This is a genomic window from Aromatoleum sp., from assembly GCF_036675785.1.
GTDB lineage: Bacteria > Pseudomonadota > Gammaproteobacteria > Burkholderiales > Rhodocyclaceae > Aromatoleum.
The window spans coordinates 16860-40914 of the sequence record NZ_JAKFEF010000054.1 but is presented as its reverse complement, the minus strand read 5'-3'; the positions used below and the strand labels follow the sequence as shown (position 1 = coordinate 40914).

At 68.1% G+C, this 24055-nt stretch carries 26 protein-coding genes; 4 read left to right on the top strand and 22 right to left on the bottom strand.

The window, feature by feature from the left end:
• Positions 1 to 52 precede the first annotated feature (52 nt).
• From cutA to V6M37_RS11695, 10 genes are all read right to left on the bottom strand, one after another.
• Positions 53 to 400 carry a divalent-cation tolerance protein CutA gene (gene cutA, locus V6M37_RS11740; protein WP_332673473.1) on the bottom strand — a complete coding sequence of 116 codons (348 nt, stop codon included), beginning with the start codon at positions 398 to 400 and terminating at the stop codon, positions 53 to 55.
• A gap of 146 nt (positions 401 to 546) precedes the next feature.
• Positions 547 to 1275: an amino acid ABC transporter ATP-binding protein gene (locus V6M37_RS11735; protein WP_332673472.1), complete on the bottom strand. Its 729-nt coding sequence runs from the start codon at positions 1273 to 1275 to the stop codon at positions 547 to 549.
• Positions 1276 to 1295: 20 nt separating this feature from the next.
• Positions 1296 to 1976 (bottom strand): amino acid ABC transporter permease, encoded by a 681-nt coding sequence (locus V6M37_RS11730; RefSeq protein WP_332673471.1) that lies wholly within the window; start codon positions 1974 to 1976, stop codon positions 1296 to 1298.
• Between the two features lies 1 nt (position 1977).
• Positions 1978 to 2715: an amino acid ABC transporter permease gene (locus V6M37_RS11725; protein ID WP_332673468.1), complete on the bottom strand. Its 738-nt coding sequence runs from the start codon at positions 2713 to 2715 to the stop codon at positions 1978 to 1980.
• An 87-nt stretch (positions 2716 to 2802) separates the two neighbouring features.
• Positions 2803 to 3699: a transporter substrate-binding domain-containing protein gene (locus V6M37_RS11720; protein WP_332673465.1), complete on the bottom strand. Its 897-nt coding sequence runs from the start codon at positions 3697 to 3699 to the stop codon at positions 2803 to 2805.
• A 284-nt stretch (positions 3700 to 3983) separates the two neighbouring features.
• A complete protein-coding gene (locus V6M37_RS11715) occupies positions 3984 to 4760 on the bottom strand; it encodes a ferredoxin--NADP reductase (protein WP_332673463.1) in 777 nt (258 codons plus the stop codon).
• 109 nt (positions 4761 to 4869) lie between these two features.
• Positions 4870 to 5358 (bottom strand): DM13 domain-containing protein, encoded by a 489-nt coding sequence (locus V6M37_RS11710; protein WP_332673460.1) that lies wholly within the window; start codon positions 5356 to 5358, stop codon positions 4870 to 4872.
• Between the two features lie 58 nt (positions 5359 to 5416).
• On the bottom strand, positions 5417 to 5875 hold the full coding sequence (locus tag V6M37_RS11705) for a ferritin-like domain-containing protein (protein WP_332673459.1): 459 nt from the start codon (positions 5873 to 5875) through the stop codon (positions 5417 to 5419).
• A gap of 90 nt (positions 5876 to 5965) precedes the next feature.
• Positions 5966 to 6406, bottom strand: a complete 441-nt coding sequence (locus tag V6M37_RS11700; RefSeq protein WP_332673457.1) for a universal stress protein — start codon at positions 6404 to 6406, stop codon at positions 5966 to 5968.
• A gap of 11 nt (positions 6407 to 6417) precedes the next feature.
• Positions 6418 to 7164 carry a TerC family protein gene (locus V6M37_RS11695; protein WP_332673456.1) on the bottom strand — a complete coding sequence of 249 codons (747 nt, stop codon included), beginning with the start codon at positions 7162 to 7164 and terminating at the stop codon, positions 6418 to 6420.
• Positions 7165 to 7410: 246 nt separating this feature from the next.
• Here V6M37_RS11695 and V6M37_RS11690 point away from each other — a divergent pair, with 246 nt between their 5' ends.
• Entirely contained in the window at positions 7411 to 7722 is a 312-nt protein-coding gene (locus V6M37_RS11690) for a J-domain-containing protein (RefSeq protein WP_332673454.1), read from the top strand.
• 7 nt (positions 7723 to 7729) lie between these two features.
• On the opposite strand, the gene V6M37_RS11685 is transcribed toward V6M37_RS11690, so the two are convergent.
• The 12 genes from V6M37_RS11685 to ubiB all read right to left on the bottom strand — a co-directional run bounded on the left by V6M37_RS11685 (position 7730) and on the right by ubiB (position 20648).
• Positions 7730 to 8584 (bottom strand): ABC transporter permease, encoded by an 855-nt coding sequence (locus V6M37_RS11685; protein ID WP_332673452.1) that lies wholly within the window; start codon positions 8582 to 8584, stop codon positions 7730 to 7732.
• A gap of 4 nt (positions 8585 to 8588) precedes the next feature.
• Positions 8589 to 9593: an ATP-binding cassette domain-containing protein gene (locus V6M37_RS11680; protein ID WP_332673450.1), complete on the bottom strand. Its 1005-nt coding sequence runs from the start codon at positions 9591 to 9593 to the stop codon at positions 8589 to 8591.
• A 4-nt stretch (positions 9594 to 9597) separates the two neighbouring features.
• Complete coding sequence (locus V6M37_RS11675) at positions 9598 to 10209, bottom strand: glutathione S-transferase (RefSeq protein WP_332673447.1); 612 nt, start codon at positions 10207 to 10209, stop codon at positions 9598 to 9600.
• 21 nt (positions 10210 to 10230) lie between these two features.
• Positions 10231 to 10878 carry an alpha/beta hydrolase gene (locus tag V6M37_RS11670; RefSeq protein WP_332673444.1) on the bottom strand — a complete coding sequence of 216 codons (648 nt, stop codon included), beginning with the start codon at positions 10876 to 10878 and terminating at the stop codon, positions 10231 to 10233.
• Positions 10875 to 11195: a (2Fe-2S) ferredoxin domain-containing protein gene (locus V6M37_RS11665; RefSeq protein WP_332673443.1), complete on the bottom strand. Its 321-nt coding sequence runs from the start codon at positions 11193 to 11195 to the stop codon at positions 10875 to 10877. Before V6M37_RS11665 ends, V6M37_RS11670 begins: the two co-directional genes overlap by 4 nt.
• Before the next feature lie 55 nt (positions 11196 to 11250).
• Positions 11251 to 12363: a VanZ family protein gene (locus V6M37_RS11660; protein ID WP_332673441.1), complete on the bottom strand. Its 1113-nt coding sequence runs from the start codon at positions 12361 to 12363 to the stop codon at positions 11251 to 11253.
• Positions 12364 to 12606: 243 nt separating this feature from the next.
• A complete protein-coding gene (gene ubiT, locus V6M37_RS11655; RefSeq protein ID WP_332673439.1) occupies positions 12607 to 13122 on the bottom strand; it encodes a ubiquinone anaerobic biosynthesis accessory factor UbiT in 516 nt (171 codons plus the stop codon).
• A 23-nt stretch (positions 13123 to 13145) separates the two neighbouring features.
• Positions 13146 to 14042, bottom strand: a complete 897-nt coding sequence (locus V6M37_RS11650; RefSeq protein ID WP_332673437.1) for a U32 family peptidase — start codon at positions 14040 to 14042, stop codon at positions 13146 to 13148.
• A 75-nt stretch (positions 14043 to 14117) separates the two neighbouring features.
• Positions 14118 to 15128 (bottom strand): ubiquinone anaerobic biosynthesis protein UbiU, encoded by a 1011-nt coding sequence (ubiU, locus tag V6M37_RS11645; RefSeq protein ID WP_332673436.1) that lies wholly within the window; start codon positions 15126 to 15128, stop codon positions 14118 to 14120.
• A 97-nt stretch (positions 15129 to 15225) separates the two neighbouring features.
• A complete protein-coding gene (locus V6M37_RS11640) occupies positions 15226 to 16692 on the bottom strand; it encodes a sodium:solute symporter family protein (RefSeq protein WP_332673435.1) in 1467 nt (488 codons plus the stop codon).
• Positions 16693 to 16849: 157 nt separating this feature from the next.
• On the bottom strand, positions 16850 to 19003 hold the full coding sequence (rocD, locus tag V6M37_RS11635) for an ornithine--oxo-acid transaminase (RefSeq protein ID WP_332673434.1): 2154 nt from the start codon (positions 19001 to 19003) through the stop codon (positions 16850 to 16852).
• 115 nt (positions 19004 to 19118) lie between these two features.
• A complete protein-coding gene (gene ubiB / locus V6M37_RS11630; RefSeq protein WP_332673544.1) occupies positions 19119 to 20648 on the bottom strand; it encodes a ubiquinone biosynthesis regulatory protein kinase UbiB in 1530 nt (509 codons plus the stop codon).
• A 145-nt stretch (positions 20649 to 20793) separates the two neighbouring features.
• Between ubiB and argS the strand changes: the two genes are divergently transcribed.
• The 3 genes from argS (at position 20794) to V6M37_RS11615 (ending at position 23922) form a co-directional block, all read left to right on the top strand.
• Positions 20794 to 22557 carry an arginine--tRNA ligase gene (gene argS, locus V6M37_RS11625; RefSeq protein WP_332673433.1) on the top strand — a complete coding sequence of 588 codons (1764 nt, stop codon included), beginning with the start codon at positions 20794 to 20796 and terminating at the stop codon, positions 22555 to 22557.
• 57 nt (positions 22558 to 22614) lie between these two features.
• Positions 22615 to 23196, top strand: a complete 582-nt coding sequence (locus V6M37_RS11620; protein WP_332673431.1) for an SPOR domain-containing protein — start codon at positions 22615 to 22617, stop codon at positions 23194 to 23196.
• A gap of 90 nt (positions 23197 to 23286) precedes the next feature.
• Entirely contained in the window at positions 23287 to 23922 is a 636-nt protein-coding gene (locus tag V6M37_RS11615) for a thiol:disulfide interchange protein DsbA/DsbL (RefSeq protein ID WP_332673429.1), read from the top strand.
• The last annotated feature ends 133 nt before the right edge of the window (positions 23923 to 24055 follow it).

The window sequence follows — 24055 nt, the reverse complement described above, 5'->3', positions numbered from 1 at the left end:
CGGCAGCGAAAACTGGATCGCGATCAAACCGCTCATCCGCAATCCGGGCGGATCATGGGGTCTGCCCGCTACGGCTGGATGCCGGACTCGTCTCGGCGGCGACCCAATCGAGGTAGGCAGGCAAGCCCCGTCCCAGAGGGACAGCGACGATCTCGGGAAGTTCGTATGGATGCCGGGCGCGGATCTCGGCTTCGAGCGCGGCGTAGCGCTCATCCGTCGTCTTGATCAGCAGCGGCACTTCTTCGGCATCCTCGACCGCACCCTGCCAGCGATAAACCGATCGGCACGGGGCGAGGATGTTCACGCACGCGGCGAGTCGCAGCTCGACGAGCCGCGACGCGAGTGCGTGAGCGGACGCCGCGTCCGGAAGGTTGGTCAGGACGACGAGGGTGTCGGTCAACGGCGGTCTCCGTAAGCTATCGAGCGGGGTATCCGTGTTGTCGCTCCAGCGGGCGGCCGGGCAGATCGAAGGGGACCGTCCGGCACGCGCGCCTCGGAGCTGGTTTCCCGCGGACCGCAACCGGCGGTGGAGCGGGCTCGCGCCCGCTAGTGCTGCAGGATCTTCGCGAGGAAATTTTGCGCGCGCTCGGAGCGCGGCTGACCGAAAAACTCGTCCTTCGGCGCATCCTCGACGATCGCGCCGCGGTCCATGAAGATCACGCGGTGGGCGACCTTGCGCGCGAAGCCCATCTCGTGCGTGACGCACATCATCGTCATGCCTTCGTGCGCGAGTTCGACCATCACGTCGAGCACTTCGTTGATCATCTCCGGATCGAGCGCGGAAGTCGGCTCGTCGAACAGCATGCAGATCGGATCCATCGCGAGCGCGCGCGCGATCGCGACGCGCTGCTGCTGGCCGCCCGAGAGCTGCCCCGGGAACTTCGCCGCCTGGTTCTTCAGGCCGACGCGGTCGAGCAGCTTGAGGCCCTTGTCGACCGCTTCTTCGCGGCGGCGCCCGAGCACCTTGATCTGCGCGATCGTCAGGTTGTCGGTGATCGTCATGTGCGGGAACAGTTCGAAGTTCTGGAACACCATGCCGACCTTCGCGCGCAGCTTCGGCAGGTTGGTTTTCGGGTTCTCGACCGCGATGCCGTCGACGACGATGCTGCCCTTCTGGAACGGTTCGAGCCCGTTGACGCACTTGATCAGCGTCGATTTTCCCGAGCCGGACGGGCCGCAGACGACGACCACTTCGCTCTTCTTCACCTGAGTCGTGCAGTCGGTCAGCACCTGGAAGCTGCCGTACCACTTGGAAATGTTCTTGATCTCGATCACGTCGTAAGACTCCGGGGCGTTCAGCGGATGATCGCGATGCGGCTCTGCAGCCGTTTCACGAGACGCGACAGCGTGAAGCAGATGATGAAATAGACGACCGCGACGGTCGTGTACATCTCGACCGGGCGCAGGTCGCGCTGCGTGATCTTGTCGGCGGCGCCGAAGAAATCGGTCGCGCCGATCGCGTACACGAGCGACACGTCCTGGAACAGGATGATCGTCTGCGTCAGCAGCACCGGCAGCATGTTGCGGAACGCCTGCGGCAGCACGACGAGGCGCATCGTCTGGCCGTATGTGAAGCCCATCGCATAGCCCGCGGCGATTTGCCCGCGCGGCACCGACTGGATGCCCGAGCGCATGATCTCGGAGTAATACGCGGCCTCGAACACGGTGAAGGTGAAGTACGCGGAGTTCGCCGCGCCGATCGGCATCGGCTTGCCGGTGATCGCCTGCAGCGCGAGCGGCAGGATCAGGTAGAACGCGAGGATGACCTGCACGAGCGGCACGCTGCGGAACACGTTCACGTAGCCCGCGGCGAACCATTGCAGCGGCGCGACCGACGACAGGCGCATCAGCGCGAGCAGCGTGCCGATGAGAATGCCGCCGAGCATCGCGACGAGCGTGACCTGGACGGTGTAGCGCAGGCCTTCGAGGAGGAAGCCCCAGTTCTCGAGGATGACCGAGAAGTCGAAGTCCGCCATCTCAGTTGCTCCCCTTGCCGCCGACGATCAGGCCCGGCACGCGGGTGCGGCGCTCGACGAAGGCGAGAAGCCGATTCATCACGAATGCGAGGGCGAAGTACGCGAGGGTCACGACGATCGTGATCTCGAGCACTTGCGAGGTCTTTTCGATGATCTGCTTGTATTGGAAGTAGAGTTCGAGGATGCCGACCGCGTAGGTCACGGCCGAGTTCTTGAAGATGTTCATCGCTTCCGACGTCATCGCCGGGAGCACGATGCGGTAGGCCATCGGCAGGCGTACGTAGCGGTAGGTCTGCCATTCGGTGAAGCCGAGCGCGAGACCTGCCGCGCGCTGACCGCGCGACAGCGAATTGATCCCCGCCTTGACCTGCTCGGCGATCCGAGCCGCGGTGTACAGGCCGAGGCCGACGACGGCGATGACCAAGTACGGCAGGTCCTGCTTCATCCACAGGCCGAGCTTCTCCGGCACGAGTTCGGGCACGACGAAGAACCACATGAAAAGCTGGACGATCAGCGGCACGTTGCGGAACAGATCGACGTAGGCGTCGCCGATCCCGACCAGCCATCGATTCGGCGTCGTGCGCATCACCCCGAGCGCGGAACCGAGCAGCAGCGCGACCGCAAGCGACGCGAGCGATACGACCGTCGTCCAGCCGAGTCCCGACAGGATCCAGTCGTAGTACTTGAGACCGTCGTCGGTTTCCTGGAAGAAGAACATCCAGTTCCAGTGATAGTCCATTCGCGCCTCTTTGCCCGCGGCGGCGCCGCGAAGCGTCGGATGATCGAGGAAGCCGCCGCGCGCGTGGCGCAGCGGCCGCCGTTGCTGTTACTCGACGCCCTTGTCGGTCGGGTTCTCGAAGGCCGCCTTCAACGCGGGACTCATCGGGAAGTTCAGGTTCACGTTGCGCGGCGGAATCGGGTTCATGAACCACTTGTTGTAGAGCTTCTCGGCCTCGCCGGACTTCATCAGGCCGATCAGCGTCTTGTCGATGATCGCCTTGAATGCCGCGTCATCCTTGCGGATCATCGCACCATAGGGCTCGTCCCGGAGCGAGGGGCCGACGATTTCGAATGCGGACGGATTCTTGGAACTCGCGATCAGGCCGGCGAGCAGGATGTCGTCCATGACGAACGCCGCTGCCCGCCCGCTCTCGACCATCAGGAACGAGTCGGCGTGGTCCTTGCCATAGATGTTTCTGACGTCGATCGTCTTGCCCTTCTCGTTCTGCTTGATCAGCTGGTCCGACGTCGTCCCCGTCGTCGTGACCACCGGCTTGCCGTCGAGGTCGCCGATGTCCTTGATGCGCGAGTCCTTGCGCACCGCCATCCGCACGCTGGTAATGAAGTACGCGACGCTGAAGGCGACCTGCTGCTGACGCGCGACACTGTTCGTCGTCGAGCCGCACTCGAGGTCGATCGTGCCGTTCTGGAGTAACGGAATCCGGTTCTGCGACGTGACGGCTTGGTAGTTCACCTTCAGGTTCGGCATCTTCAGTTCGGACTTCACCGCGTCGACGACCTTTGCGCATAGGTCCACCGCATACCCCACCGGCTTCTGCTGCGCATCGAGATAGGAGAACGGCACGGAGGATTCCCGATAACTGAGGGTGATCGCTCCGTTTTCCTTGATCTTTTGCAGTGTTCCCGTCAACTGGGCGTGTGCGGGGGCAGCGAGGCCGGCTGCCGAGAGACTCAGGACGATCACGGTAAGGGTCTTGCGCATGAACGATCTCCAGTCAGTTTATTGTATGAGGCGAACGACACTTTAGCCCGTCGAACTGCAGAAAGGCGTATTGCATGCCCGTTCTTCGCCATCCTAAGCCAATGCGGTCGTGTCGCGTATCGTCCGGGGACCCGAAAATCGCCCGAAGCGGGCGAACCGGGCCTCGAAATGACGGAAAATCGCGTCGGCGACAGTTTTCCGTCGTCGGGCGGTGACGCACCGCGGTGTGGCGAGGACATGAAAAAAGGGGCCGCAGCCCCTTCGCGTCCCCGCCGCCCGCCGTCTCACTTTTCGACGAACGCGTGCTCGATCACGTAGTCGCCGGGGTCGCCGATGCGCTTCGACATCTGGAAGCCGCGCCGGTCGAGCAACTCGCGCGAGTCCTTCAGCATCGCCGCACTGCCGCAGATCATCACGCGGTCGACGGCGGGGTCGAGCGGCGGCAGGCCGATATCGGTGAAGAGCTTGCCGCTCTCGATGAGGTCGGTCAGCCGCCCCTGGTTGCGGAACGGCTCGCGCGTGACCGTCGGGTAGTAGATCAGCTTCTCGCGTACCAGGTCGCCGAGAAACTCGTGCTGCGGCAGTTCGTGCGTGATGTAGTGCTCGTAGGCGACTTCGCTGACGTAACGCACGCCGTGGATTAGGATGATCTTGTCGAAGCGGTCATAGACGTCGAGGTCGCGGATCACGCTCATGAACGGCGCGAGGCCGGTGCCGGTCGAGAACAGATAGAGGTGCTTGCCGGGCAGCAGGTCGTGCAGCACGAGCGTGCCGGTCGGCTTGCGCGACACGAGCAGCTCGTCGCCGGGCTGGATCTTCTGCAGTCGCGACGTCAGCGGGCCGTCGGGCACCTTGATGCTGAAGAATTCGAGGTTCTCCTCGTAGTTCGGGCTCGCGATCGAATAGGCGCGCATCAGCGGGCGGCCGTCGACTTCGAGACCGATCATCACGAACTGGCCGTTCTCGTAGCGCAGCGCGCGGTCGCGGGTCGTCGTGAAGGAGAACAGCGTGTCGTTCCAGTGATGGACGCTGACGATCTTTTCGGTGATAAAAGCGGCCATGATGCGTGCGGAACCTCCGGTGTTTGAGCCGGCGGATTGTACTGCCGCGCTGCGGCGCAGCAAACCATATTGGCTAACCAATAAGTTATAAGTGGGCGGCGCCGGGGGGTTAGCCTTCGAACACAAGTGTCGCGGGCGAAATGAGCACGTCGAACTGTTCGCACCAGATGACGACGCTCGCGTAGGCTGCGAGGTCGACGCCGGCCGGCACCGGATAGCTCTGGCTTCCCCTGAACGCCCTCAGCCTGCCGAGATCGACGAACATCGTGCGGGCGACGTCGGTGTCCGTGCCGACGTCGCGCAGCGGGACGAGATAGACGTGGAATTTCGGCCCGGGACCGACCTGGAAGTCGCTTTCCAGATGGATGATGTCCTCATACACCGTCACGCCGCCGCGTCCGTGGTGAATGGGGTCGGACGGGTTCGCGTGGATGAAGGTGCCGCGGGCGAGCACTTTGCGGGACGCGGCGTCCGCGACCTCTTCGGTCGCCGTGATGTCGGCGAGAAAGATGAACGGATAGACGAAGATCCCGAGCGCAAACCCCGCAGCGAGCCCGAGGGCGCCGCCGGCGAGAAGCGCGAGGATCCAGCGTCTCATCGTTCCACCCTTCGATGGCGCGCATCGCCCGCCCAAGGTGGCGGCGACGCGCGCGGCGTCACCCGGTGGCGAACGCGGCGACGTCGCCGGGCTTGCGCAGCATCTTGTCGACTTCGGCCTGATGCAGTTCCTCGACTTCGACCATGCGCCGCGCGAATTCTTCGAGCGCGACCGAGCGGTCGGCGACGAGCGCGAGAAGGTCGCGGTAGAGCTGCAGCGCGGCCCGTTCCGCGTCGAGCGAGTCGCGCAGGATCGCGCCGATGTCGTGCTTGTGGGCGTCGAGTAGCGCTCCGATCGTCAGCGACGGATAGGCGCCGAGCGTCGTGATCCATTCGCCCACGGCGCGCGCGTGCATCAGTGATTCGTCGGCCTGCTCGCGCAGCCACGAGACGATCGGAATGCGCCCGAACCCGAACACGAGAAACGAGTAATGCGTGTAGCGCACGACTCCGGCAAGTTCGGACTCGAGAATGCGGTTCAGCGCCGCGACGACGGCTTCCTTGTCGAGTTCGGCCATGCGGTCCTCCTTCGCGAGCATCGGCGCGGCACCGGGCCGCGCCTCGCTACACTCTAGACCACGGCTGCCGAGGCTGCCCGCGCGGCCGGTTCAGGCACCGCTTGCCGGCTTCACGAGCGTCACCGGCATGTCGGAGCGCTTGAGCACTTCCTGCGCGACCGAGCCGAGCAGCACCTGCAGCAGCGCGGTGCGCCCGTGCGAACCGAGCACGATCTTGTCGATGCCGCGCTCCTTCGCGTAGCGGATGATCGTGTCGGCGACATGGCCGACGGCGATGTGGTGGGTGTAGGGTACGCCGGCCTCGTCGAGCATGCGGCGCGCGCCCGCGAGCGCGGCGATGCCTTCCTCGCGGTGGTAATCCTCGAGTTCGTCCGCGCTGACGAAGAGCCGCGCGTGGCCCGAGTCGATCGGGATCTGCACGTTCAGCAAGTGGATGTCGACCTGCGCGTCGTTGCGGTACAGCTTGATCACATGCGCGACGGCGCGGTTCGCGGTTTCGGAGCCGTCGACCGGCACGAGTATCTTCAGCATCGGCTTCTCCGTTACGTCTTGCGCGAGGGTTTGTTCGTCGGGGCGACTGCGAGCTCGACGATCGGGGCGGGCGCCTCGCCGCGCAACCGCCGCGCGAGCACGCTGCCGAGCGCGACGACGAAGATCGCACCGGCGACCGACGTCGCGTAATGCAGCCAGGCTGGCGTGCCTTCGAGGTAAGGCTGCAGCACGACATCGCCGACGAACATGCCGCCGCCGATCCAGCCGAGCAGCGCCGCACCGAGCGTGATGACGGCCGGGAAGCGGTCCATCAGCTTCAGCACGAACTTGCTGCCCCAGACGATGATCGGGATGCTGACGACGATGCCGAACACGACGAGCGTCAGGTCGCCCTTCGCCGCGCCGGCGACCGCGATGACGTTGTCGATGCTCATCACCGCGTCGGCGACGACGATCGTCCTGATCGCCCCGAGCAAATGGGCGCTGCCCTCGATGTTGCCGTGCCCGCCCTCGTCCTCCGGCTGCATCAGCTTGACGCCGATCCACAGCAGCAGCAGCCCGCCGACGATCTTGAGCAACGGCAGTTCGAGGAGCTGAAGCGCGAAGAAGATCAGCACGACGCGCAGCGCGATCGCGCCGACGACGCCCCACGCGATGCCCTTGTTGCGCTGCTGCTCGGGCAGCTTGCGGCACGCCAGCGCGATGACGACCGCGTTGTCGCCGCCGAGCAGGATGTCGATCGCGATGATCTGCAGCACGGACACCCAGAACGCGGCGTCCATCATGGATTCGAACACGTATGAAACTCCTTCGCTGACGCGCCGCGCGGCGCTCGCGGGGAGCGGGCGCGGCGATGGAACCCGGATGACGGACGCGCTATGTTCCGTACCGTTGCGATGCTTGGCAAGCGCGACCGTGCGCGAGTTCGCCACGATGCGCGCCACCGCGTCCGCGCGGGAACCCGCCGAGCAAGAAGAAGTCCCGAACCCAGGGCCGGCGATACGACGGCCGATCCCGCACCCCCCGCTGGCGCAGCAATCGTCATGCCGTTATCGATTTTCGACCTCCTTGCCGAGCAGCGCATCGCCGACGCGATCAAGCGCGGCGAGCTGGACGATCTGCCCGGCGCGGGCCGCCCGCTCGACCTCGACGACGATCCGCTGCTGTCGTCCGAGCAGCGGATGGCGAACCGCATCCTGAAGAACGCCGGCGTCGTCCCGGCCGAGATCGGGCTGCGGCGCGAGATCGCGGCGCTGCGGGCGCGGCTCGCCAACGCGGACGACGACAGCCGCGACGCACTGCGCCGGCGGCTCGGCTTCCTGATCGCGCAGCTCGGTGCGCGGCAGCACAAATGAGCGCCGTTCACCGCAGCAGTCGGCGCCGCGTGAGCGCGAGCGCGAGCCAGAACGCCGCCGCCCCGTAGCCGAGCACGACCGCGAGATGCAGCGCGACGTCGTCGGGTGCGCGCCCGAGCAGCAGCGGGCGGGCGAGTTCGATCGCATGGGTCAGCGGCAGCAGGTTCGTCGCGGCCTGCAGCGCCGCCGGCAGCTGCTCGACCGGGAAGAACACGCCCGACAACAGCGTCATCGGCGTGACGAACAGCGTGAAGTAGTACATGAAGAAGTCGTAGCTCGGCGCCAGCGCCGTCATCACGAGGCCGAGCGCGGCGAACGCGAGCCCGACGATGAAGATCAGCGGCGGCAGCCACAGCACGTAGCGCGTCTCGACGATGCCGGCGAGCGAGACGACGAGCAGGATCGCGAGGCCCGACAGCCAGGCCTTCGACGCCGCCCAGACGAGCTCGGCGAAGACGACGTCGTCGAGGTCGACCGGCGCGTTCATGATCGCCTCCCAGGTCTTCTGCACGTGCATCCGCGAGAAGCCCGAATAGAGCACTTCGAACGACGCCGCGTTCATCGTCGAATAGCAGACCATGCCGGCGGCGAGGAAGCTGATGTAGCGCACCCCGCCGACTTCGGGCACCAGCATGCCGATGCCGAAGCCGAGGCCGAACAGGTAGATCACCGGGTCGGCGAGATTGCCGAGCACCGAGGGCAGCGCGAGCTTGCGCCAGACGAGGAAGTTGCGCCGCCACACCGGCACGAAGCGCCGCGACAGCTGCGGCGGTCGCCACGCCGAGCGGACCCGCGCCCGGAGGTCGGGATTCGCGCCGGCGTGCGGGGCGTCGTCGCGCAGCTGCGAAGGTCGGCGGTCCATGCGCTCAGTCCCGCAGCTCGCGGCCGGTGAGCTTTAGGAACACATCCTCGAGGTTCGCCGGACGGTGCAGGTAGCGCAGGCCGGACTGGGCTGCGAGGTGCGCGAGGAGCGGGCCCGCGTCCTCGACGTAGCAGAACGCGGTCTCGCCGCTGACCTCGTGGCGCCGGCAGAACTCCGCCGCGTGCCGCGCGGCCCACGCTTCGGCGTCCCCGCCGCCCGCGCGGTCGCGCCCGCGGCCGTTCCAGTCGCCGTAGACTTCGACGACCTGGGGTTCGATCTCCTTCGCGATGACGTCGCGCGGGCTGCCTTCGGTCAGGATGCGCCCGCCGTCGAGGATCGCGAGGCGGTCGGCGAGCCGCTCGGCTTCGTCCATGAAATGCGTCGTCAGCAGCACGGTCGTGCCCTCGCGGATCAGCTGCTTCAGCCGCTCCCAGATCAGGTGGCGCGCCTGCGGATCGAGACCCGTCGTCGGCTCGTCGAGAATGAGCAGCTCGGGCCGGTTGACGAGCGCGCGCGCGAGCGTCAGCCGCCGCTTCATGCCGCCCGACAACTGCTGGATGCGTGCGTCGCGCTTGCCGTCGAGGCCCGCGAACGCGAGGAGTTCCGGGACGCGGGCGCGGATCGTCGCGTCGTCGAGGCCGAAATAGCGGCCGTAGACGATCAGGTTCTCGCTGCACGTGAAGTCCGGGTCGAGGCTGTCCTGTTGCGGCACGATGCCGACCCGCATCCGCGCCTCGCGCGCCCGGTCCGGCACCGGCAGGCCGGCGAGCCGGAGCTCGCCCGCCGATGGAGTGGTGAGCCCGAGCGCACAGCGCAGCGTCGTCGTCTTCCCGGCGCCGTTCGGGCCGAGCAGCGTGAAGCATTCGCCCGGGCGCAGCTCGAGGTCGATGCCGGCGACGACCTCCGCGTCGCCGTAGCGCTTCCTGAGGCCGCGGATCGACAGCGGCGCGCGCGTCGGCGCGGCCTCGTCGCGCGCTTGGCCGGAGGCACGAACGGTCGTGCCCGACACGCGCTCAGCCCACCGGGGGCTTCGTGTCGGCGAAGCTCGCGCGCGCGAAAAGGCGCTCGGCGAGCGCTGCGAGCCGCGGGTGGCGGGCGCGCCAGTCGAGCTCCGGGCGCCTCAGGTCGAGATACGCGAGCGCGACGCCGACCGCGACGTCGCCGAGGCCGAGGTTGTCGCCATGCAGCCATTGACGGCCGTCGGCGCGCCGCTCGAGTTCGGCGAGGCTGCGCTCGATCTTGTCGAGCTGGCGCGCGGCTTCGCTCTCGCTGCGCTGCGCTTCCGGACGGCGCGCTTCGAGGACGGTGGCGACCGCCGCGTCGACGACCCCGTCGGCGAGGGCCTCGGTCTGGCGCACGCGCACCGCGTCGAGCCGGTCTTCCGGCAGCATCGCGGGCGACGCGTCCAGTGTCTCGAGGTAGCCGGCGATGACCGGCGAATCGAAGAAGATTTCCCCGTCGTCGGTGACGAGCGCCGGCACCTTGCCGAGCGGATTGATGTCGGGGACGCGCGTGTTCGCTTCCCACGGCGAATCGACGACCAGTTCGAACGGCAGGCGCTTTTCCGCGAGGAGGATGCGGATCTTGCGTGCGTAAGGACTCGTCAGCGAGGCGAAGAGCTTCATGTGCGTCTCCTTGTCCGGCACCTACAGCGGCGCCCAGTTGCGCGCGACGATGTCGCGGATCAGATGCAGCTTGCCGTGGAAGAAGTGATCGGCGCCGGGCACGACGATGACCGGGAGGTCCTGCGGCTTCGCCCACGCGAGGACGTTCGCGAGCGGCACGTTCTCGTCGTCGGCGCCGTGGATCACGAGCGTGTCCTTCGGCACGCTCTCGGTCGTGTAGCTGCGCGCGCCGGCGACCGCGCCGGTCGCAGTCCCGACGAGGACGATGCGCCGGGCCGGCGTGACGCCGCCGGCGAGCCGCTGCGTGACGCGCGTCTGCACGAACGCGCCGAACGAGAAGCCGCCGAGCGCGAGCGGCAGGCTGCCCCAGCGCGACTGCGCCCAGCTGATCACCGCGAGCATGTCCTCGGTCTCGGCGTCGCCGTGCTCGTGCCGCCCTTCGCTCTTGCCGACGCCGCGGAAGTTCGGGCGCACCGCGACGTAGCCGAGGTCGCGGAAGCTGCGCGCGAGCGTGTGCGTGATCTTGTTCGTGTTCGCGCCGCCGAACAGCGGGTGCGGGTGGCAGACGAGCGCGATGCCGCGGACGGTTCCGGGCGTGTCGATCAGCGCGTCGATCGCGCCGTCGGGTCCGCGCAGCAGCACGCTTTCGGGAGCGGCCGGCCGGCTCATGACGCGTCGGGCAGGCGCAGGCGGCTCACGACGCGGCCATGGACGAGATGCTCGTCAATGATCTCGTCGATGTCCTCCTGGTCGACGTAGGTGTACCAGACGTTGTCGGGGTAGACGACCAGCACCGGGCCTTCGTCGCAGCGATCGAGGCAGCCCGCCTTGTTGATGCGGATCTTGCCGCGGCCTTTCAGGCCGAGTGCGCCGATGCGATCCTTCGCGTAGGTCTGCATCGCCGTCGCGTTGTGGTTGTTGCAGCAGGTTTCGCCGGGGGCGCGCTGGTTGCAGCAGAAGAACACATGGTGCTTGAAATAACTCATCGACATCTCCGTGGAGGGCGGCGCGGCGGCGGCCGGCCCGTGGACATGCGACCGATTATAGCCGGGGCGTCGGCCCGCCCGCCGCATCGCGCGCGTCGGCCAGATGCTCGCCGCGCCATAGTCCGACGGCCGACAGGTAAGCGAGCGCGAGGAAGGGCCAAAGGTTCGCGGTGAGCTGGGTCACGCCGTGGAAGTTGAGGAAATTGCCGGATTGTTGCAGCGCGGGGCCGAAGACGAGGTAAGGGTTATCGGGCAGCAGATTCGCGAGCGTCGTCGCCGTCAGAAGCGTCAGCCCGGCGAGTGCGTGCTGCAGCAGGCGCGGCAGCAGCAGCGCGATCGCGAGCAGCGCGAGCCCGTACAGCAGGCCGCGGGACGTCCCGGGCGTCAGCCACAGCAGCGCCGCGCTGGGCGCGAAGAACGACGACGTCGCGATCGCTTTCGCGCCGATGCCGAGCAGCAGCAGGAGCACGATCGGCCAGGGGCTCGCTTTCCGCATCATGCAGCGCGCAAAGAGCCCCACCGCGACCGCGGTTGTCGCGACCAGCATCGATTCGAGCTGGATGAAGCGTTCCGGATTGAAATGCAGCGGCGTCGGCAGGCCGAGCATCTGGCGCAGGTCGCCGCTGCCGAACAGCAGGCTGTCGGGCACGAGTTGCGCGAGCAGCCACAGGCCGAGGAGCATCAGTCCGAGGTCGCCCGAGTGTCCGGCGATGATGCGCTCGCTGCGCCACCGATGCAGCCAGCCGCTGCGGTCGAACAGCCCGTGTCCCCACATTGCGCCGAGCAATGCGCCGACGAAGCCGCCGGCGATGTTCATGCCGAGGTCGATGTTCGATGACACCCGGTTGGGCAGGAAATTCTGCGTGACTTCCATCGTGAAGCTCAGCCCGGCGGCAATCAGCGTCGCGACGATGACGGCCCCCGCACGGCCGAGGCGGGCCGGGAGCGCGGGCGCGAGCACGAAGCCGAAGGGCAGGAAGCCGAGCAGGTTGAGCACGATATCCGCGACGCGGTAGTACTTCGGCCACGGCGCCGACAGGAAGTCGAGCAGCGGCAGCCCGGTCGGCCTCCATCCGGCGAGCGGATGCAGGCACGCGTAGACGATCAGTATTCCGTAGGCGACGGCGAGGTGGCGCGGCAGGGCGGAAACGGCGCGCGCGACGGGCATCGGCGGGTCCGGGGGAAGGATTCGGCGAGCTGCATTCTAGCCCGGATGGTGCGCCGCCCGCCGAGCGGAGCCGGGTCGGACAGTAATTGCCCACACTGGGCGGGCGGCTAGTGGAAACAGGCGATCCCCGAACGGCCGGGCGCGGCCCGAACGCGACGGTCGTTCAGCAAGAGGCGGGAGTCGGTGCCGCCGATTCGAATCGAGGCACCGGACAGGCGAAGCGACGCGGGCGAGCCCTGGTGGTCAGAATGGCCGGTTGTCGGCCGTGATGCGGCGGCTGCTCGTGCAGCGGGCGAGCGGGTTTAAGCGTCGCAGGACGTTGCCGGGCGCGTATTCCTTTTGCAGCGCGTCCCAGTCGACGGCGTCGAGCGTGTTCTTGACGAGCAGGCCGAGGTCGGTGTCGCCTTCGGTCAGCAGCCGCCGGCCGAAGAACAGCGTGTCGGCGTCCTCCTCGCGCAGCGCGAGCGCGAGGTAGTCGCGCACGTTCGCGGTCAGCGTCAGGTCGGGCGCGCCCCCTGCGCCGAGCGGGCGGAAGCCGCGCGGGCCGAACGTGAAGTCGAGCGTCAGGCCGGCGTCGCGGACCTTGATCCGCAAGTGGCGGCCGCTCAGCGGTTCGAGGTCGTCGCGCGACAGGACGCGGTCGAGGGCGAGGTTCAGCGCGGTCGTCAGCGCGAAGGTCGGCGGGCGTTGCGGCAGGCGCGCGGCGATGCGGGCGAGCGATGGCGGCAGCGTGAAGGCGGGGATGCTGAGCGTCGACATGGGGGCGTACTCCGGAAATCGGTTCAGGAAGCGACGTACTGCTCGACGCCGGGACGGCCGTGCCAGAAGCCGTTGCACGGAGCCTCGACCATCCACTCCGCGCTGCGCTGGAGCGCCTCCTGCGGCGGGAGTTCGCCTGCCGCCGCGTCGCGGAAAAGTTCGAGCACCTTCACCGTGTTCTCGCCTTGCGGGCTCACGCGCACGACCTGCGCGGACTGGCGCACCGATGGCAGGTCGCCGAGCAGGTTATGCACGCGCGCGGATTGCGTTTGCACGCCATTCAGCGTCAGGAAGGGCTCGCCTTCGCGCGTGCGCAGCATCAGACCGTCGTTGATCCCGAGGCAGCGGAACTCGCAGGTGTCCTTCTGCAGGTTGTAATGGCGCGCCGTGAAGCAGCGGGCGGAATGCGCGAGCGGCAGCCGGCCCCAGCCGAGGACTTCGGTTTCGATCGCCGGCGCGCCGCTGCCGAGGAGTTCGGCGAGCACCGCGCCGGACATTTCGGGCGGCGCGACCCAGCGCGTCGCGCCGGCGTCGGCCATCAGGCCGAGCGTCGCGGGGTTGAAGATGTTCAGCGTCGGGCCGGCGATCCAGTCGCGCCGCCCGGCGGCCGTCAGCAGCCGGACCGCGGACATGTCGTTCGCCTCGACGCGGAAGTCCGCCTGCGCGACGATGCGGCGCAGCGCCTTCAGGTCGGATTCGGATTCGATCAGCGACTGCGACGACATCACCGCTTCCTTGCCGGCGGCCTTGAGCATCGCGGCGACGTCGAGCCAGTCGTCGAGGCGCAGCTCGTGCCGGCGCGAGCAGACGGTCTCGCCGAGATAAACGGTGTGCACCGGGCTGTCGGCGACCTGCGCGTAGAAGTCGAGCGTCGCCTGGCGGGGCCAGTAGTAAAGGAGGGGGCCGAGTGCAATTTTCATCGGTTCATTTCCAACGGATCGCCGTGGCGATCGGACGCGGTTGCGGCGGCAGGCCGCGGGTGGCCTGCCGGGGCGTCATTTCCAGGGGCGGTAGTAGGCGCCCAGCGTGTGGCTGCGCCCTTCGGAGACCTTGTCGAGTTCGGCGATCCACGCCGGCTGCACCGAATAGCCGTCGATGTCGCGCGTCACGCGGTCGAGCGCGTCGCGCCAGACGCGCGTGACCTGGCCGGTGTAGGCCGGGCTGCGCTGGCGTCCTTCGATCTTGATCGCGCGCACGCCGGCGCGGACGAGATCCGGCAGCAGCTCGAGCGTGTTCAGGCTCGTCGGCTCCTCGATCGCGTAATACGTCTCGCCATTGACGTCGAAGCGGCCCTTGCACAGCGTCGGGTAGCCGGCGCGCTCGCCGTCGCCGAAGCGGTCGATCAGGATGCCGTTGAGGCGCGTCTCCATGCCTTGCGGCGTCTGTTCCCAGCGCACGTGCTTGCCGGGCGAGCATGCGCCGTTGCAGTTCGGCGACTCGCCCGTCGCGTAGGCCGACAGCGCGCAGCGGCCCTCGACCATCACGCACAGCCCGCCGAAGCCGAATACCTCGATCTCGACGTTGGTGTTCGCGATGACCTGCTCGACCTGCGGCAGCGACAGCACGCGCGGCAGCACTGCGCGCTGGATGCCGAAGCGCTCGGCGTAGAAATTGATCGCCTCGTAGCTCGTCGCCGAGCCCTGCACCGACAGGTGCAGCCGCAGCTGCGGGTGCGTCCGCTGCGCGTAAGCCATCAGACCGGGGTCGGCGACGATGACCGCATCGATGCCGAGGTCGGCGGCGCGGTCGACCGCGGCGGTCCAGCCGGACCAGTTCGACGCCTGCGGGTAGGTGTTCAGCGCGAGGAGCACCTTGCGCTTGCGGTCGTGCGCGTAACGCACGCCTTCGGCCATCGCCTTCGCGTCGAAGTTCAGGCCGGTGAAGTTCCGCGCGTTGGTCGCGTCCTTGAAGCCGAGATAGACGCAGTCGGCGCCGTGGTCGACAGCCGTCTTCAGCGCCGGCAGGCTTCCTGCCGGGCAGACAAGTTCGATTTTGGTATTGGTCATGTCGGGGGCGGGGAAAAAGCTCCGCCACCATAGTGCGCGCGGTCCGCGGACGCGTTGACCGGCATCAAGGCGAGGTGCCGCGGTGCAGCGAAAAAACCTATCGGGCGCCCGGCGATTCGCCTTGCGGTTCCAGGTGCGCCGCGACGTGCCCGTGGGTCGGCTTGACGAGGGTCTGCGGCAGCAGCGAGCCGGCGATCATCGCGACGATGCCGGCGAGCATGCCGGCGAAATGCGGCGGGACGTCGGCGTCGGGGGCGACGATTTCCAGCAGGACCCAGACCAGCAGGCCGGCGAGGATCGATGCGAGCGCGCCCTGGGTGCTCGCGCGCTTCCAGTACAGGCCGAACGCGAGCGGCACGAACGCGGTCGCAAGCGTCACCTTGTACGCGTTCTCGACCATGCCGTGGATGCTCTCCTCGGTGTGCGTCGCGTACCACGTGATCAGCAGCGCGAACGCGACGACGACGACGCGGGTGAGCCACAGGAAGCCGCGGTCGCTGACCTTGCCGAAGGTGCCGCGCAGGATGTTCTCGGAGAAGGTCACCGACGGCGCGAGCAGCGTGCCCGACGCGGTGCTCATGATCGCCGACAGCAGCGCGCCGAAGAACATCACCTGCGCGAAGAGCGGCGTGTGCTTGAGGATCAGCTGCGGAAGGATCTGCTGGCTGTCGGTTTCCTGGAGTTGCGCGACGAGTGCGGGGTCGATCAGCGTCGCCGAATACGCGATGAAGAGCGGCACGAACGCGAACACGAAGTAGCCCGAGCCGCCGAGCAGTGTGCCGCGCACCGCGGTCTTCTCGTTGCGCGCCGAGTTCACGCGCTGGAATACGTCCTGCTGCGGAATCGAGCCGAAGCCCATCGTCAGGATGCCGGCGAGAAACGCGATGATGTCCTTCGCGTCGAAAGCGGGCAGGAAGTTCAGCTTGCCCGACTCGCTCGCGTGCGTGACGACGGTGCCGACGCCACCCGCCATGTCCCCGACAAGCCACGCGATGTAGAGCAGCCCGACGACGATGATGATCATCTGCATGAAGTCGGTCAGCGCGACCGACCACATGCCGCCGAACAGCGTGTAGACGAGCACGATGCCGGCGCCGATCAGCATGCCGGCCTCGTTCGTGATCGCGCCGTCCGACAGGATATTGAAGACGAGGCCGAGCGCGGTGATCTGCGCGGCGACCCAGCCGAGGTAGGAAATGACGATCGCGAGCGAGCACAGCACCTCGACGGTGCGGCCGTAACGCAGGCGGTAGTAGTCACCCAGCGTCAGCAGGTTGAGTCGGTACAGCGGGCGCGCGAAGAACAGGCCGACGAGGATCAGGCACAGCGACGCGCCGAACGGATCGGACCACAGCCCGCGCAGGCCTTCGTCGATGAAGGTCGCCGAAATCCCGAGCACCGTCTCGGAGCCGAACCAGGTCGCGAACACCGTCGCCGTGACGATGTAGAGCGGCAGGTGGCGGCCGGCGGCGATGTAGTCCGTCGTGCTCTTGACGTGCGTCGCCGCGTAAAGTCCGACCGCGACCGAGAGCAGGAGGTAGGCGACGACGAAGCCGACGAGCATGGGCGGACTCTTCAGGGGAAAGCGGCGTTGGGGGCAAATCGAGCGGGCCGCAGTTTAGCAACGAATTCCGCCGCAGGGGATGGCGAAATCCCTTGGATCCGATGGAATTCTTGCGATGCCGAAGATCGTCCGCGGCGGCGGCGGCGGCGGCGGCGGGTCAGCCGGGCAGCGGTTGTCCGCGCCGTTGCGCGGCATCGCCGAGCGCGTCGAGGATGACGCCGGCGGCTTCGTCGAGGACCGCTTCCTCGATCACGAGCGGCGGCGCGAAGCGCAAGACGGTGTGGTGCGTGTCCTTCGTCGCGATGCCACGCGCGAGCAGCACGCGCGCGCCGGTGACCGCATCGAGTTGGGCGACGTCGAGCTCGATGCCGACCAGCAGGCCGCGCCCGCGCACCGCGGTCACGCAGGGCGGCGCGTCGTCGGAGAACCGCTTCATCAGGCGCTGACCCAACCACGCCGCGCGCTCCCACGGCCGCGTCTCTTCGAGGAGGTCGAGCACTTCGAGCGCGACGGCGGCGCCGAGCGGATTGCCGCCGAAGGTCGAGCCGTGGTCGCCGGGGCGGAACACGTCCATCACCGCCGCGTCGGCGAGGAAGGCCGACACTGGCAGCAGGCCGCCGCCAAGCGCCTTGCCGAGGATCACGCCGTCCGGACGCACGCCGTCGTGCTCGCACGCGAGCAGGCGGCCGGTGCGGCCGAGCCCGGTCTGGACTTCGTCGGCGATCAGCAGCACGTCATGCCGGCGGCAGATCTCGGCGCAGCGCCGCAGATAGCCGTCCGGCGGCACTATGATGCCGCCTTCGCCCTGGACCGGCTCGATGAGGAAGGCCGCGGTATGCGGCGTGATCGCCGCTTCGAGTGCGTCGGCGTCGCCGAACGGGATGCGCGTGAAGCCGGGTGCGAACGGCCCGAAGCCGTCGCGGTACTGCGGCTCCGACGACATGCCGACGATCGTGATCGAGCGGCCGTGGAAATTGTTCTCGCAGACGATGATCTCGGCGCGGTCCGCGGCGACGCCCTTGACCTTGTAGGCCCACTTGCGCGCCGCTTTCAACGCGGTCTCGACCGCTTCGAGGCCGGTGTTGACCGGCAATGCGCGGTCGTAGCCGAACAGCGCCGAGAGCCGTTCGAGCAGCAGCGGGAGGCGGTCGTTCGAATACGCGCGCGACGTCAGCGCGAGCCGCTGTGCCTGGTCGTGCAGCGCACGCACGAGACGCGGGTTGGAGTGGCCGAAGCTCACCGCCGAGTATGCGCTCATCATGTCTAGATAGCGCCGCCCCTCGACGTCCCACAGCCACACGCCGTCGCCGCGGTGGAAGACCGCCGGCAGCGGGTCGTAGTTGTGCGCGCCGAACTGCCGCTCTTTCGCGCGCAGCGCGTCGCTGCCCGGTCCGAGCGCGGCGCCCGCAAGCTCGGCGACCGAGCCCGCGCCGACTTCGGCGCGGTCGAAATCGGGGACGTACTCGACGATCTCGAGCGCGACGAAATCGCGGCAGGCGCGCAGCATGAGCAGGGTGCTGGACAGCTCCTCCGGCAGGATCCCGCCCGCCTCGCGGCAAGTGACCGCCGGGAATGCGGCCGGGTCGAGCGCGTCGAGGTCGATCGTCACGCCGAACGCGGCGGTGTGGCGGCGGACCGCGTCGAGCGCGTCGGCGAACACCGCGGCGAGGCCGCGCCCGCGGATCGCCTCCATGTCGAAGATCGTCACGCCGAGCCGTTCGAGGCGGTCGAATTCTTCGGGCTCCCACGACCGCGCGCCGATGATGCAGATGTTTTCCGGTGCGAGCCGCGGTCCGCCGATACCGGTCAAGAGCGGGCTGCCCTCGCCGAGCAGCGCCGCGAGCGGCATGCCGTGGATATTGCCGGAATGGGTGCTCGCGGTCGTGTGGCTGTCGAGGTGGGCGTCGATCCAGATCAGCCCGAGCGCGCCGCGGCCCGCGACCCGGCCGGCGACGGCCGGCCACGTGCCCATCGCCACCGCGTGATCGCCGCCGAGCACGAGCGGGAAAGCGTCCGCGTCGAGCGCCGCGATGCTGTCAGCGAGGCGCCGCGAGATCCCGCCGACCGCCGCGAGTCGCTCTTCGAGCGTCGCTTCAGCGGACCGCGAGGCGTCCGGCAACAGGGTCTCATGCCAGTCGACATCGATGCCCAGCGCACGCAGGCGTTGCACGAGTCCGGACGCTTCGAGGGCCGCCGGCGCGGCGTCGGGACCGGCGCCGGGCGCGCCGAGCGCGGAGGCAACGCCGATGATCTTCACCGGGGCGTGCGCCCCCGAGTGAGTCGAGACATGAAGCGGTGCCGAATGGGTCATGGCCTTCCTCCCTGGTCGCAGTCGCTGCGGACGAACAAGTCAGAACGATGAAAAGTTCGACGGTGCGGGGAGGGATTCGTTCAGCAAGCCGCGCGCCCGGCGCGGAACCCTGAAATCAGCCGGTCATGCGGTAGAACTCGAGCGCGACGAGGCCGGCGAGAAGCACGCTGACGACGGCGAGCACGCGTCCCTGCCGCCGTTGCGCGGCATCGACGCGCCTCAGCACTTCGCGCTGCTCGGAGAGCTGCCGTTCCGGCGCGAGGAGCGCCTGATGCACGAGGCGCGGCAGCTGCGGCAGCGTGCCCGCCCACGCAGGCGCTTCTTCGCGCACGCCGCGCAGCACCGCGCGCCAGCCCATGCGCTCGTCCATCCAGCGTTCGAGGAAGGGCTTCGCGGTCTTCCACAGGTCGAGTTCCGGGTCGAGCTGGCGGCCGAGCCCTTCGATGTTCAAGAGCGTCTTCTGCAGCAGCACGAGCTGCGGCTGCACTTCCATCTCGAAGCGGCGCGCCGTCTGGAAGAGGCGCAGCAAAGTCTTGCCGAACGAGATGTCCTTCAGCGGCCGGTCGAAGATCGGCTCGCACACCGCGCGGATCGCGCCTTCGAACTCGTCGACGCGCGTCTGCGGCGGCACCCAGCCGGCCTCGATGTGGGCGCGTGCGACGCGGTTGTAGTCGCGCTTGAAGAACGCGAGGAAGTTCTGCGCGAGGTAGTTCTTGTCGACTTCGGTCAGCGTGCCGACGATGCCGAAATCGAGCGCGATGTAACGGCCGTCCTGATGCACGAAGATGTTGCCGGGGTGCATGTCGGCGTGGAAGAAGCCGTCGCGGAACACCTGCGTGAAGAAGATCTCGACACCGGCGCGCGACAGCTGCTTGAGGTCGACGCCCTGTTCGCGCAGCGTCGCGAGCTGGGAGATCGGCACGCCGCGCATGCGCTCCATGACCATCACCGTCTTGCCGCACCAGTCCCAGTAGACTTCGGGCACGACGAGGAGCTTCGAGTCGGTGAAGTTGCGCCGCAGCTGCGAGCAGTTCGCCGCCTCGCGCATCAGGTCGAGCTCGTCGTTGAGGTATTTCGAGAACTCCGCGACGACTTCGCGCGGCTTCAGCCGCCGCGCTTCGGGCCACAGCCGGTCGAGCAAGGCCGCGGCGGACTCCATCAGCGCGAGGTCGTGCGCGATGACGCGCTGGATGCCCGGGCGCAGGATCTTCACCGCGACGTCGGTGCCGTTCGGCAACTTCGCGAAATGCACCTGCGCGACCGACGCCGATGCGACCGGCGTGCGCTCGAAATCGACGAAGACGTCATCGACCGGGCGACCGTAGAAGTTCTCGAGGACCCGCAGCGCTTCCTCGGTCGGGAACGGCGGCACGCGGTCCTGCAGCAGCGCGAGCTCGTCCGCGAGATCGGTCGGCAGCAGGTCGCGCCGGGTGGACAGCATCTGGCCGAACTTGACGAAGATCGGTCCGAGCGATTCGAGCGCGCAGCGCAGCCGCACACCGCGCGGCTCGGTCGGATGGCGCCAGAAGAACACCGCGTGCCACAGGCGCATCAGCCGGCCGCTGGGATCGGCGTCGAGCACCATCTGGTCGAGCCCGAAGCGCAGCCCTACGGTGATGATCTTGGCGAGGCGGAACAGGCGCACGGGGACAGGCACAGGAACGAAAGGCCGGACTTTAGCCGGAAAGGGTCGAGCGCGAAAGCAACGCCGGCCGCGGCTTTTCGATCGACGTCGGGTGGGCGGTAAGCGATCCGCTATAATTTCGCCCTTTTACGATTTGCCGAGTGCCATGAGCGCCGATCCGAAAGCCCAACTCGCCGACCTGTTGCGTGCCGCGCTGAAGAGCGTGGCGCCGGAACTGGCCGACACCGCGATCCACCTCGAGCGGCCGAAGCAGGCCGGCCACGGGGACTTCGCGACGAACCTCGCGTTGCAGCTCGCGAAGCCGCTGCGCCGCAGCCCGCGCGATCTCGCGGCGAAGCTGCTCGACGAGCTGCCCGCCTCGCCGCTCGTCGCGACGACGGAAATCGCCGGCGCCGGCTTCATCAACTTCACGCTCGCCGCCGGCGCGAAGACCGCCGTCGTCGGCGAAGTCCTCGCACGCGGCGAGTCGTTCGGACGCGGCGCCCGCAGCGGCGTCAAGGTCCTGCTCGAATTCGTCTCGGCGAACCCGACCGGCCCGCTGCACGTCGGGCACGGCCGCGGTGCCGCGTACGGCGCGTCGCTCGCGTCGGTGCTCGGTTTCGCCGGCTGCGACGTCACGCGCGAGTACTACATCAACGACGCCGGCCGGCAGATGGACATCCTCGCGCTGTCGACGTGGCTGCGCTACCTCGCGCTCCACGGCGTCGAGGTCGCGTTCCCGCCGAATGCGTACCAAGGCGACTACGTCGTCGCGATGGCGCGCGACCTGCGCGACGCGCACAAGGACCGCTTCGCCGGCTTCACCGCGGCGCAGGTGGTCGACGGCGCGCCCGGCCTGCCGGTTGCCGACCGCAAGGACGACGAAGCGAAGAACCAGCGCGAGGAGCACCTCGATGTGCTGATCGCGAACGCGAAGCGGCTGCTCGGCGAGGACTACCACTTCGTGCATGGCTTCGCGCTCAACGAGCAGCTCGGCGACGGCCGCGAGGACCTCGAAGAGTTCGGCGTACATTTCGACAAGTGGTTCTCGGAGAAGAGCCTCTTCGACACCGGCCTCGTCGAGCGCGCGGTCGCCGAGCTCGAACGCCACGGGCACGTCTATCTGCAGGACGGCGCGAAGTGGTTCCGCTCGACCGCGTTCGGCGACGAGAAGGACCGCGTCGTGCAGCGCGACAACGGCCTGTACACATATTTCGCGTCGGACATCGCGTACCACCTGAACAAGTACGAGCGCGGCTTCGACCGCATCATCGACATCTGGGGCGCCGACCACCACGGCTACATCCCGCGCGTGAAAGGCGCGATCGCGGCGCTCGGCCTGCCGCCGGAGAAGCTCGAAGTCGCGCTGGTGCAGTTCGCGGTGCTGTACCGCAACGGGCAGAAGGCCGCGATGTCGACGCGCTCGGGCGAGTTCGTGACGCTGCGTGAGCTGCGCCGCGAAGTCGGCAACGACGCGTGCCGCTTCTTCTACGTGCTGCGGAAGAGCGACCAGCACCTCGACTTCGACCTCGACCTCGCGAAGAGCCAGAGCAACGAGAACCCGGTCTATTACGTGCAGTACGCGCACGCGCGCGTCTGCTCGGTGCTCCAGCAGTGGGGCGGCGACGTCGCGGAACTCGCCGCCGCCGACCTCGGTCGGCTCGAGAACGAGCGCGAGCTCGCGCTGTGCGCGCGCCTCGGCAGCTTCCCCGAGTTGATCCAGAACGCCGCGGCCGATTACGCGCCGCACCAGATCGCGTTCTACTTGAAGGACCTCGCCGGCGAGTTTCACAGCTGGTACAACGCCGAGCGCATGCTCGTCGATGACGAGGGGCTGCGCGTCGCGCGCCTCGCGCTCGCGGCGGCGGTGCGCTGGGTGCTCGCGACCGGGCTCGCGCTGCTCGGCGTATCGGCGCCGGAGACGATGTGAAACGTCGCGCGACGTCTGAATCCCGTCGATGCCACGGCGACCCGTCCGGAGAATCTCGTGAGTCGTGACCGCAAGCCCCGATCCAGGACATCGAGCCGCCCCGCGAAAAGCGGCGGCGGCGTGATCGTCGGGATCTTCATCGGCCTCGTGCTCGGGGCGCTCTTCGCCGCCGGCGCCGCGTGGTGGTTCACCCGGTCGTCGCCGTTCCAGCCGTCGGCGCCGACGCTGCCGAACCGCGCGCAGCCCTCCGACGCGCCGCGACCGCCGGTGTCGCTGCCCGGAAAGCCGGGCGACCGGCCGGTGACGAAACCGGACTTCGAGTTCTACAAGATCCTGCCGCAGGGCAACGGTGCACCGACCGAAGCGCCGCCGGTGCGCGAGGCGGCGCCCGCGCCGGCGCCCGAGCGCCTGTACCTGCAGATCGGCGCGTTCGAGAACCCGGCCGAAGCGGACAACCTCAAGGCCAAGCTCGCGCTGAACGGTATCGAGTCGAGCGCGCTGCGCGCGCAGCTGCCCGATGGACGCACGATGCACCGGGTGCGCATCGGCCCGTTCGCGAAGCCGGAAGACATGAATCCGGTCCGCACGCGCCTCGCCGAGGCCGGTTTCACCGCGACGGTCGTCAAGGGCAACCCCTGAGCCGGGCGCCGGAATCTACCCGATCCGCATGACGGGAACCGCCTGGCATCGGCGCCGTCAGACACGCTGTCATCAACCCGGGAGTACTGAATGAATCGTCGTCTCGCACTCAAGCAACTTGCCGCGCTCGGCGCGCTGTCCGCGTTCGGCTCCAGCGCGTTGGCGCAGCCCCAGGCGTACCAGACGCTCGGCACGAAGGTGCCGACCGAGGTCGCGGGCAAGGTCGAAGTGATCGAGTTCTTTTCCTACGGCTGCCCGCACTGCCACGACTTCGAGCCGCTGCTGAACAACTGGTCGAAGGGCCTGCCGGGCGACGTGAACTTCATCAAGGTGCCGATCACCTTCAACCGCGCCGAATGGACGACGCTCGCGCGCATCTACTACACGCTCGACGTGATGGGCGAAGCCGGCAAGCGCGGGCCGGCGGTGTTCGCGGCGATCCACGACGAGAAGCGCCCGCTGCACCGCGAGGACGCGCTGATGGAATGGGTCGCGGGCAGCGGCATCGACGCGAAGCGCTTCAGCGACACCTACAAGTCGTTTGGCGTGCAGTCGAAAGTGCAGCGCGCGAACCAGATCGCCGCCGCGTACAAGGTCAGCGGCGTGCCGATGATGGCGGTCGACGGCCGCTACATCATTTCGGCGAGCACTGCCGGGGGCTACGACCAGATGCTGAAGACGGTCGACGAACTCATCGCGCGCTCGCGCACCGAGAAGAAGGGCTGACCGCTCCCGCTTCGGTTGCCTCCGTCGCTGCGCCCTTCGGGGCGCAATGGCGGCCCCCCGCGGCTCGCCCGCGTTTCCCGTCTTGTCCTCTTCCGCCCCCTCAGCGATCCGAGTATGGTTGCCTGAACTTTGT

What these genes read in the sequence shown, in the direction of transcription:
- V6M37_RS11730 (WP_332673471.1), bottom strand. Translation starts at nt 1,976, where the DNA reads ATGGCGGACTTCGACTTCTCGGTCATCCTCGAGAACTGGGGCTTCCTC.
- V6M37_RS11725 (WP_332673468.1), bottom strand. Translation starts at nt 2,715, where the DNA reads ATGGACTATCACTGGAACTGGATGTTCTTCTTCCAGGAAACCGACGAC.
- V6M37_RS11720 (WP_332673465.1), bottom strand. Translation starts at nt 3,699, where the DNA reads ATGCGCAAGACCCTTACCGTGATCGTCCTGAGTCTCTCGGCAGCCGGC.
- V6M37_RS11715 (WP_332673463.1), bottom strand. Translation starts at nt 4,760, where the DNA reads ATGGCCGCTTTTATCACCGAAAAGATCGTCAGCGTCCATCACTGGAAC.
- V6M37_RS11710 (WP_332673460.1), bottom strand. Translation starts at nt 5,358, where the DNA reads ATGAGACGCTGGATCCTCGCGCTTCTCGCCGGCGGCGCCCTCGGGCTC.
- V6M37_RS11705 (WP_332673459.1), bottom strand. Translation starts at nt 5,875, where the DNA reads ATGGCCGAACTCGACAAGGAAGCCGTCGTCGCGGCGCTGAACCGCATT.
- V6M37_RS11700 (WP_332673457.1), bottom strand. Translation starts at nt 6,406, where the DNA reads ATGCTGAAGATACTCGTGCCGGTCGACGGCTCCGAAACCGCGAACCGC.
- V6M37_RS11690 (WP_332673454.1), top strand. Translation starts at nt 7,411, where the DNA reads ATGCCGTTATCGATTTTCGACCTCCTTGCCGAGCAGCGCATCGCCGAC.
- V6M37_RS11685 (WP_332673452.1), bottom strand. Translation starts at nt 8,584, where the DNA reads ATGGACCGCCGACCTTCGCAGCTGCGCGACGACGCCCCGCACGCCGGC.
- V6M37_RS11675 (WP_332673447.1), bottom strand. Translation starts at nt 10,209, where the DNA reads ATGAAGCTCTTCGCCTCGCTGACGAGTCCTTACGCACGCAAGATCCGC.
- V6M37_RS11670 (WP_332673444.1), bottom strand. Translation starts at nt 10,878, where the DNA reads ATGAGCCGGCCGGCCGCTCCCGAAAGCGTGCTGCTGCGCGGACCCGAC.
- V6M37_RS11665 (WP_332673443.1), bottom strand. Translation starts at nt 11,195, where the DNA reads ATGAGTTATTTCAAGCACCATGTGTTCTTCTGCTGCAACCAGCGCGCC.
- V6M37_RS11660 (WP_332673441.1), bottom strand. Translation starts at nt 12,363, where the DNA reads ATGCCCGTCGCGCGCGCCGTTTCCGCCCTGCCGCGCCACCTCGCCGTC.
- ubiT (WP_332673439.1), bottom strand. Translation starts at nt 13,122, where the DNA reads ATGTCGACGCTCAGCATCCCCGCCTTCACGCTGCCGCCATCGCTCGCC.
- V6M37_RS11650 (WP_332673437.1), bottom strand. Translation starts at nt 14,042, where the DNA reads ATGAAAATTGCACTCGGCCCCCTCCTTTACTACTGGCCCCGCCAGGCG.
- ubiU (WP_332673436.1), bottom strand. Translation starts at nt 15,128, where the DNA reads ATGACCAATACCAAAATCGAACTTGTCTGCCCGGCAGGAAGCCTGCCG.
- V6M37_RS11640 (WP_332673435.1), bottom strand. Translation starts at nt 16,692, where the DNA reads ATGCTCGTCGGCTTCGTCGTCGCCTACCTCCTGCTCTCGGTCGCGGTC.
- rocD (WP_332673434.1), bottom strand. Translation starts at nt 19,003, where the DNA reads ATGACCCATTCGGCACCGCTTCATGTCTCGACTCACTCGGGGGCGCAC.
- argS (WP_332673433.1), top strand. Translation starts at nt 20,794, where the DNA reads ATGAGCGCCGATCCGAAAGCCCAACTCGCCGACCTGTTGCGTGCCGCG.
- V6M37_RS11615 (WP_332673429.1), top strand. Translation starts at nt 23,287, where the DNA reads ATGAATCGTCGTCTCGCACTCAAGCAACTTGCCGCGCTCGGCGCGCTG.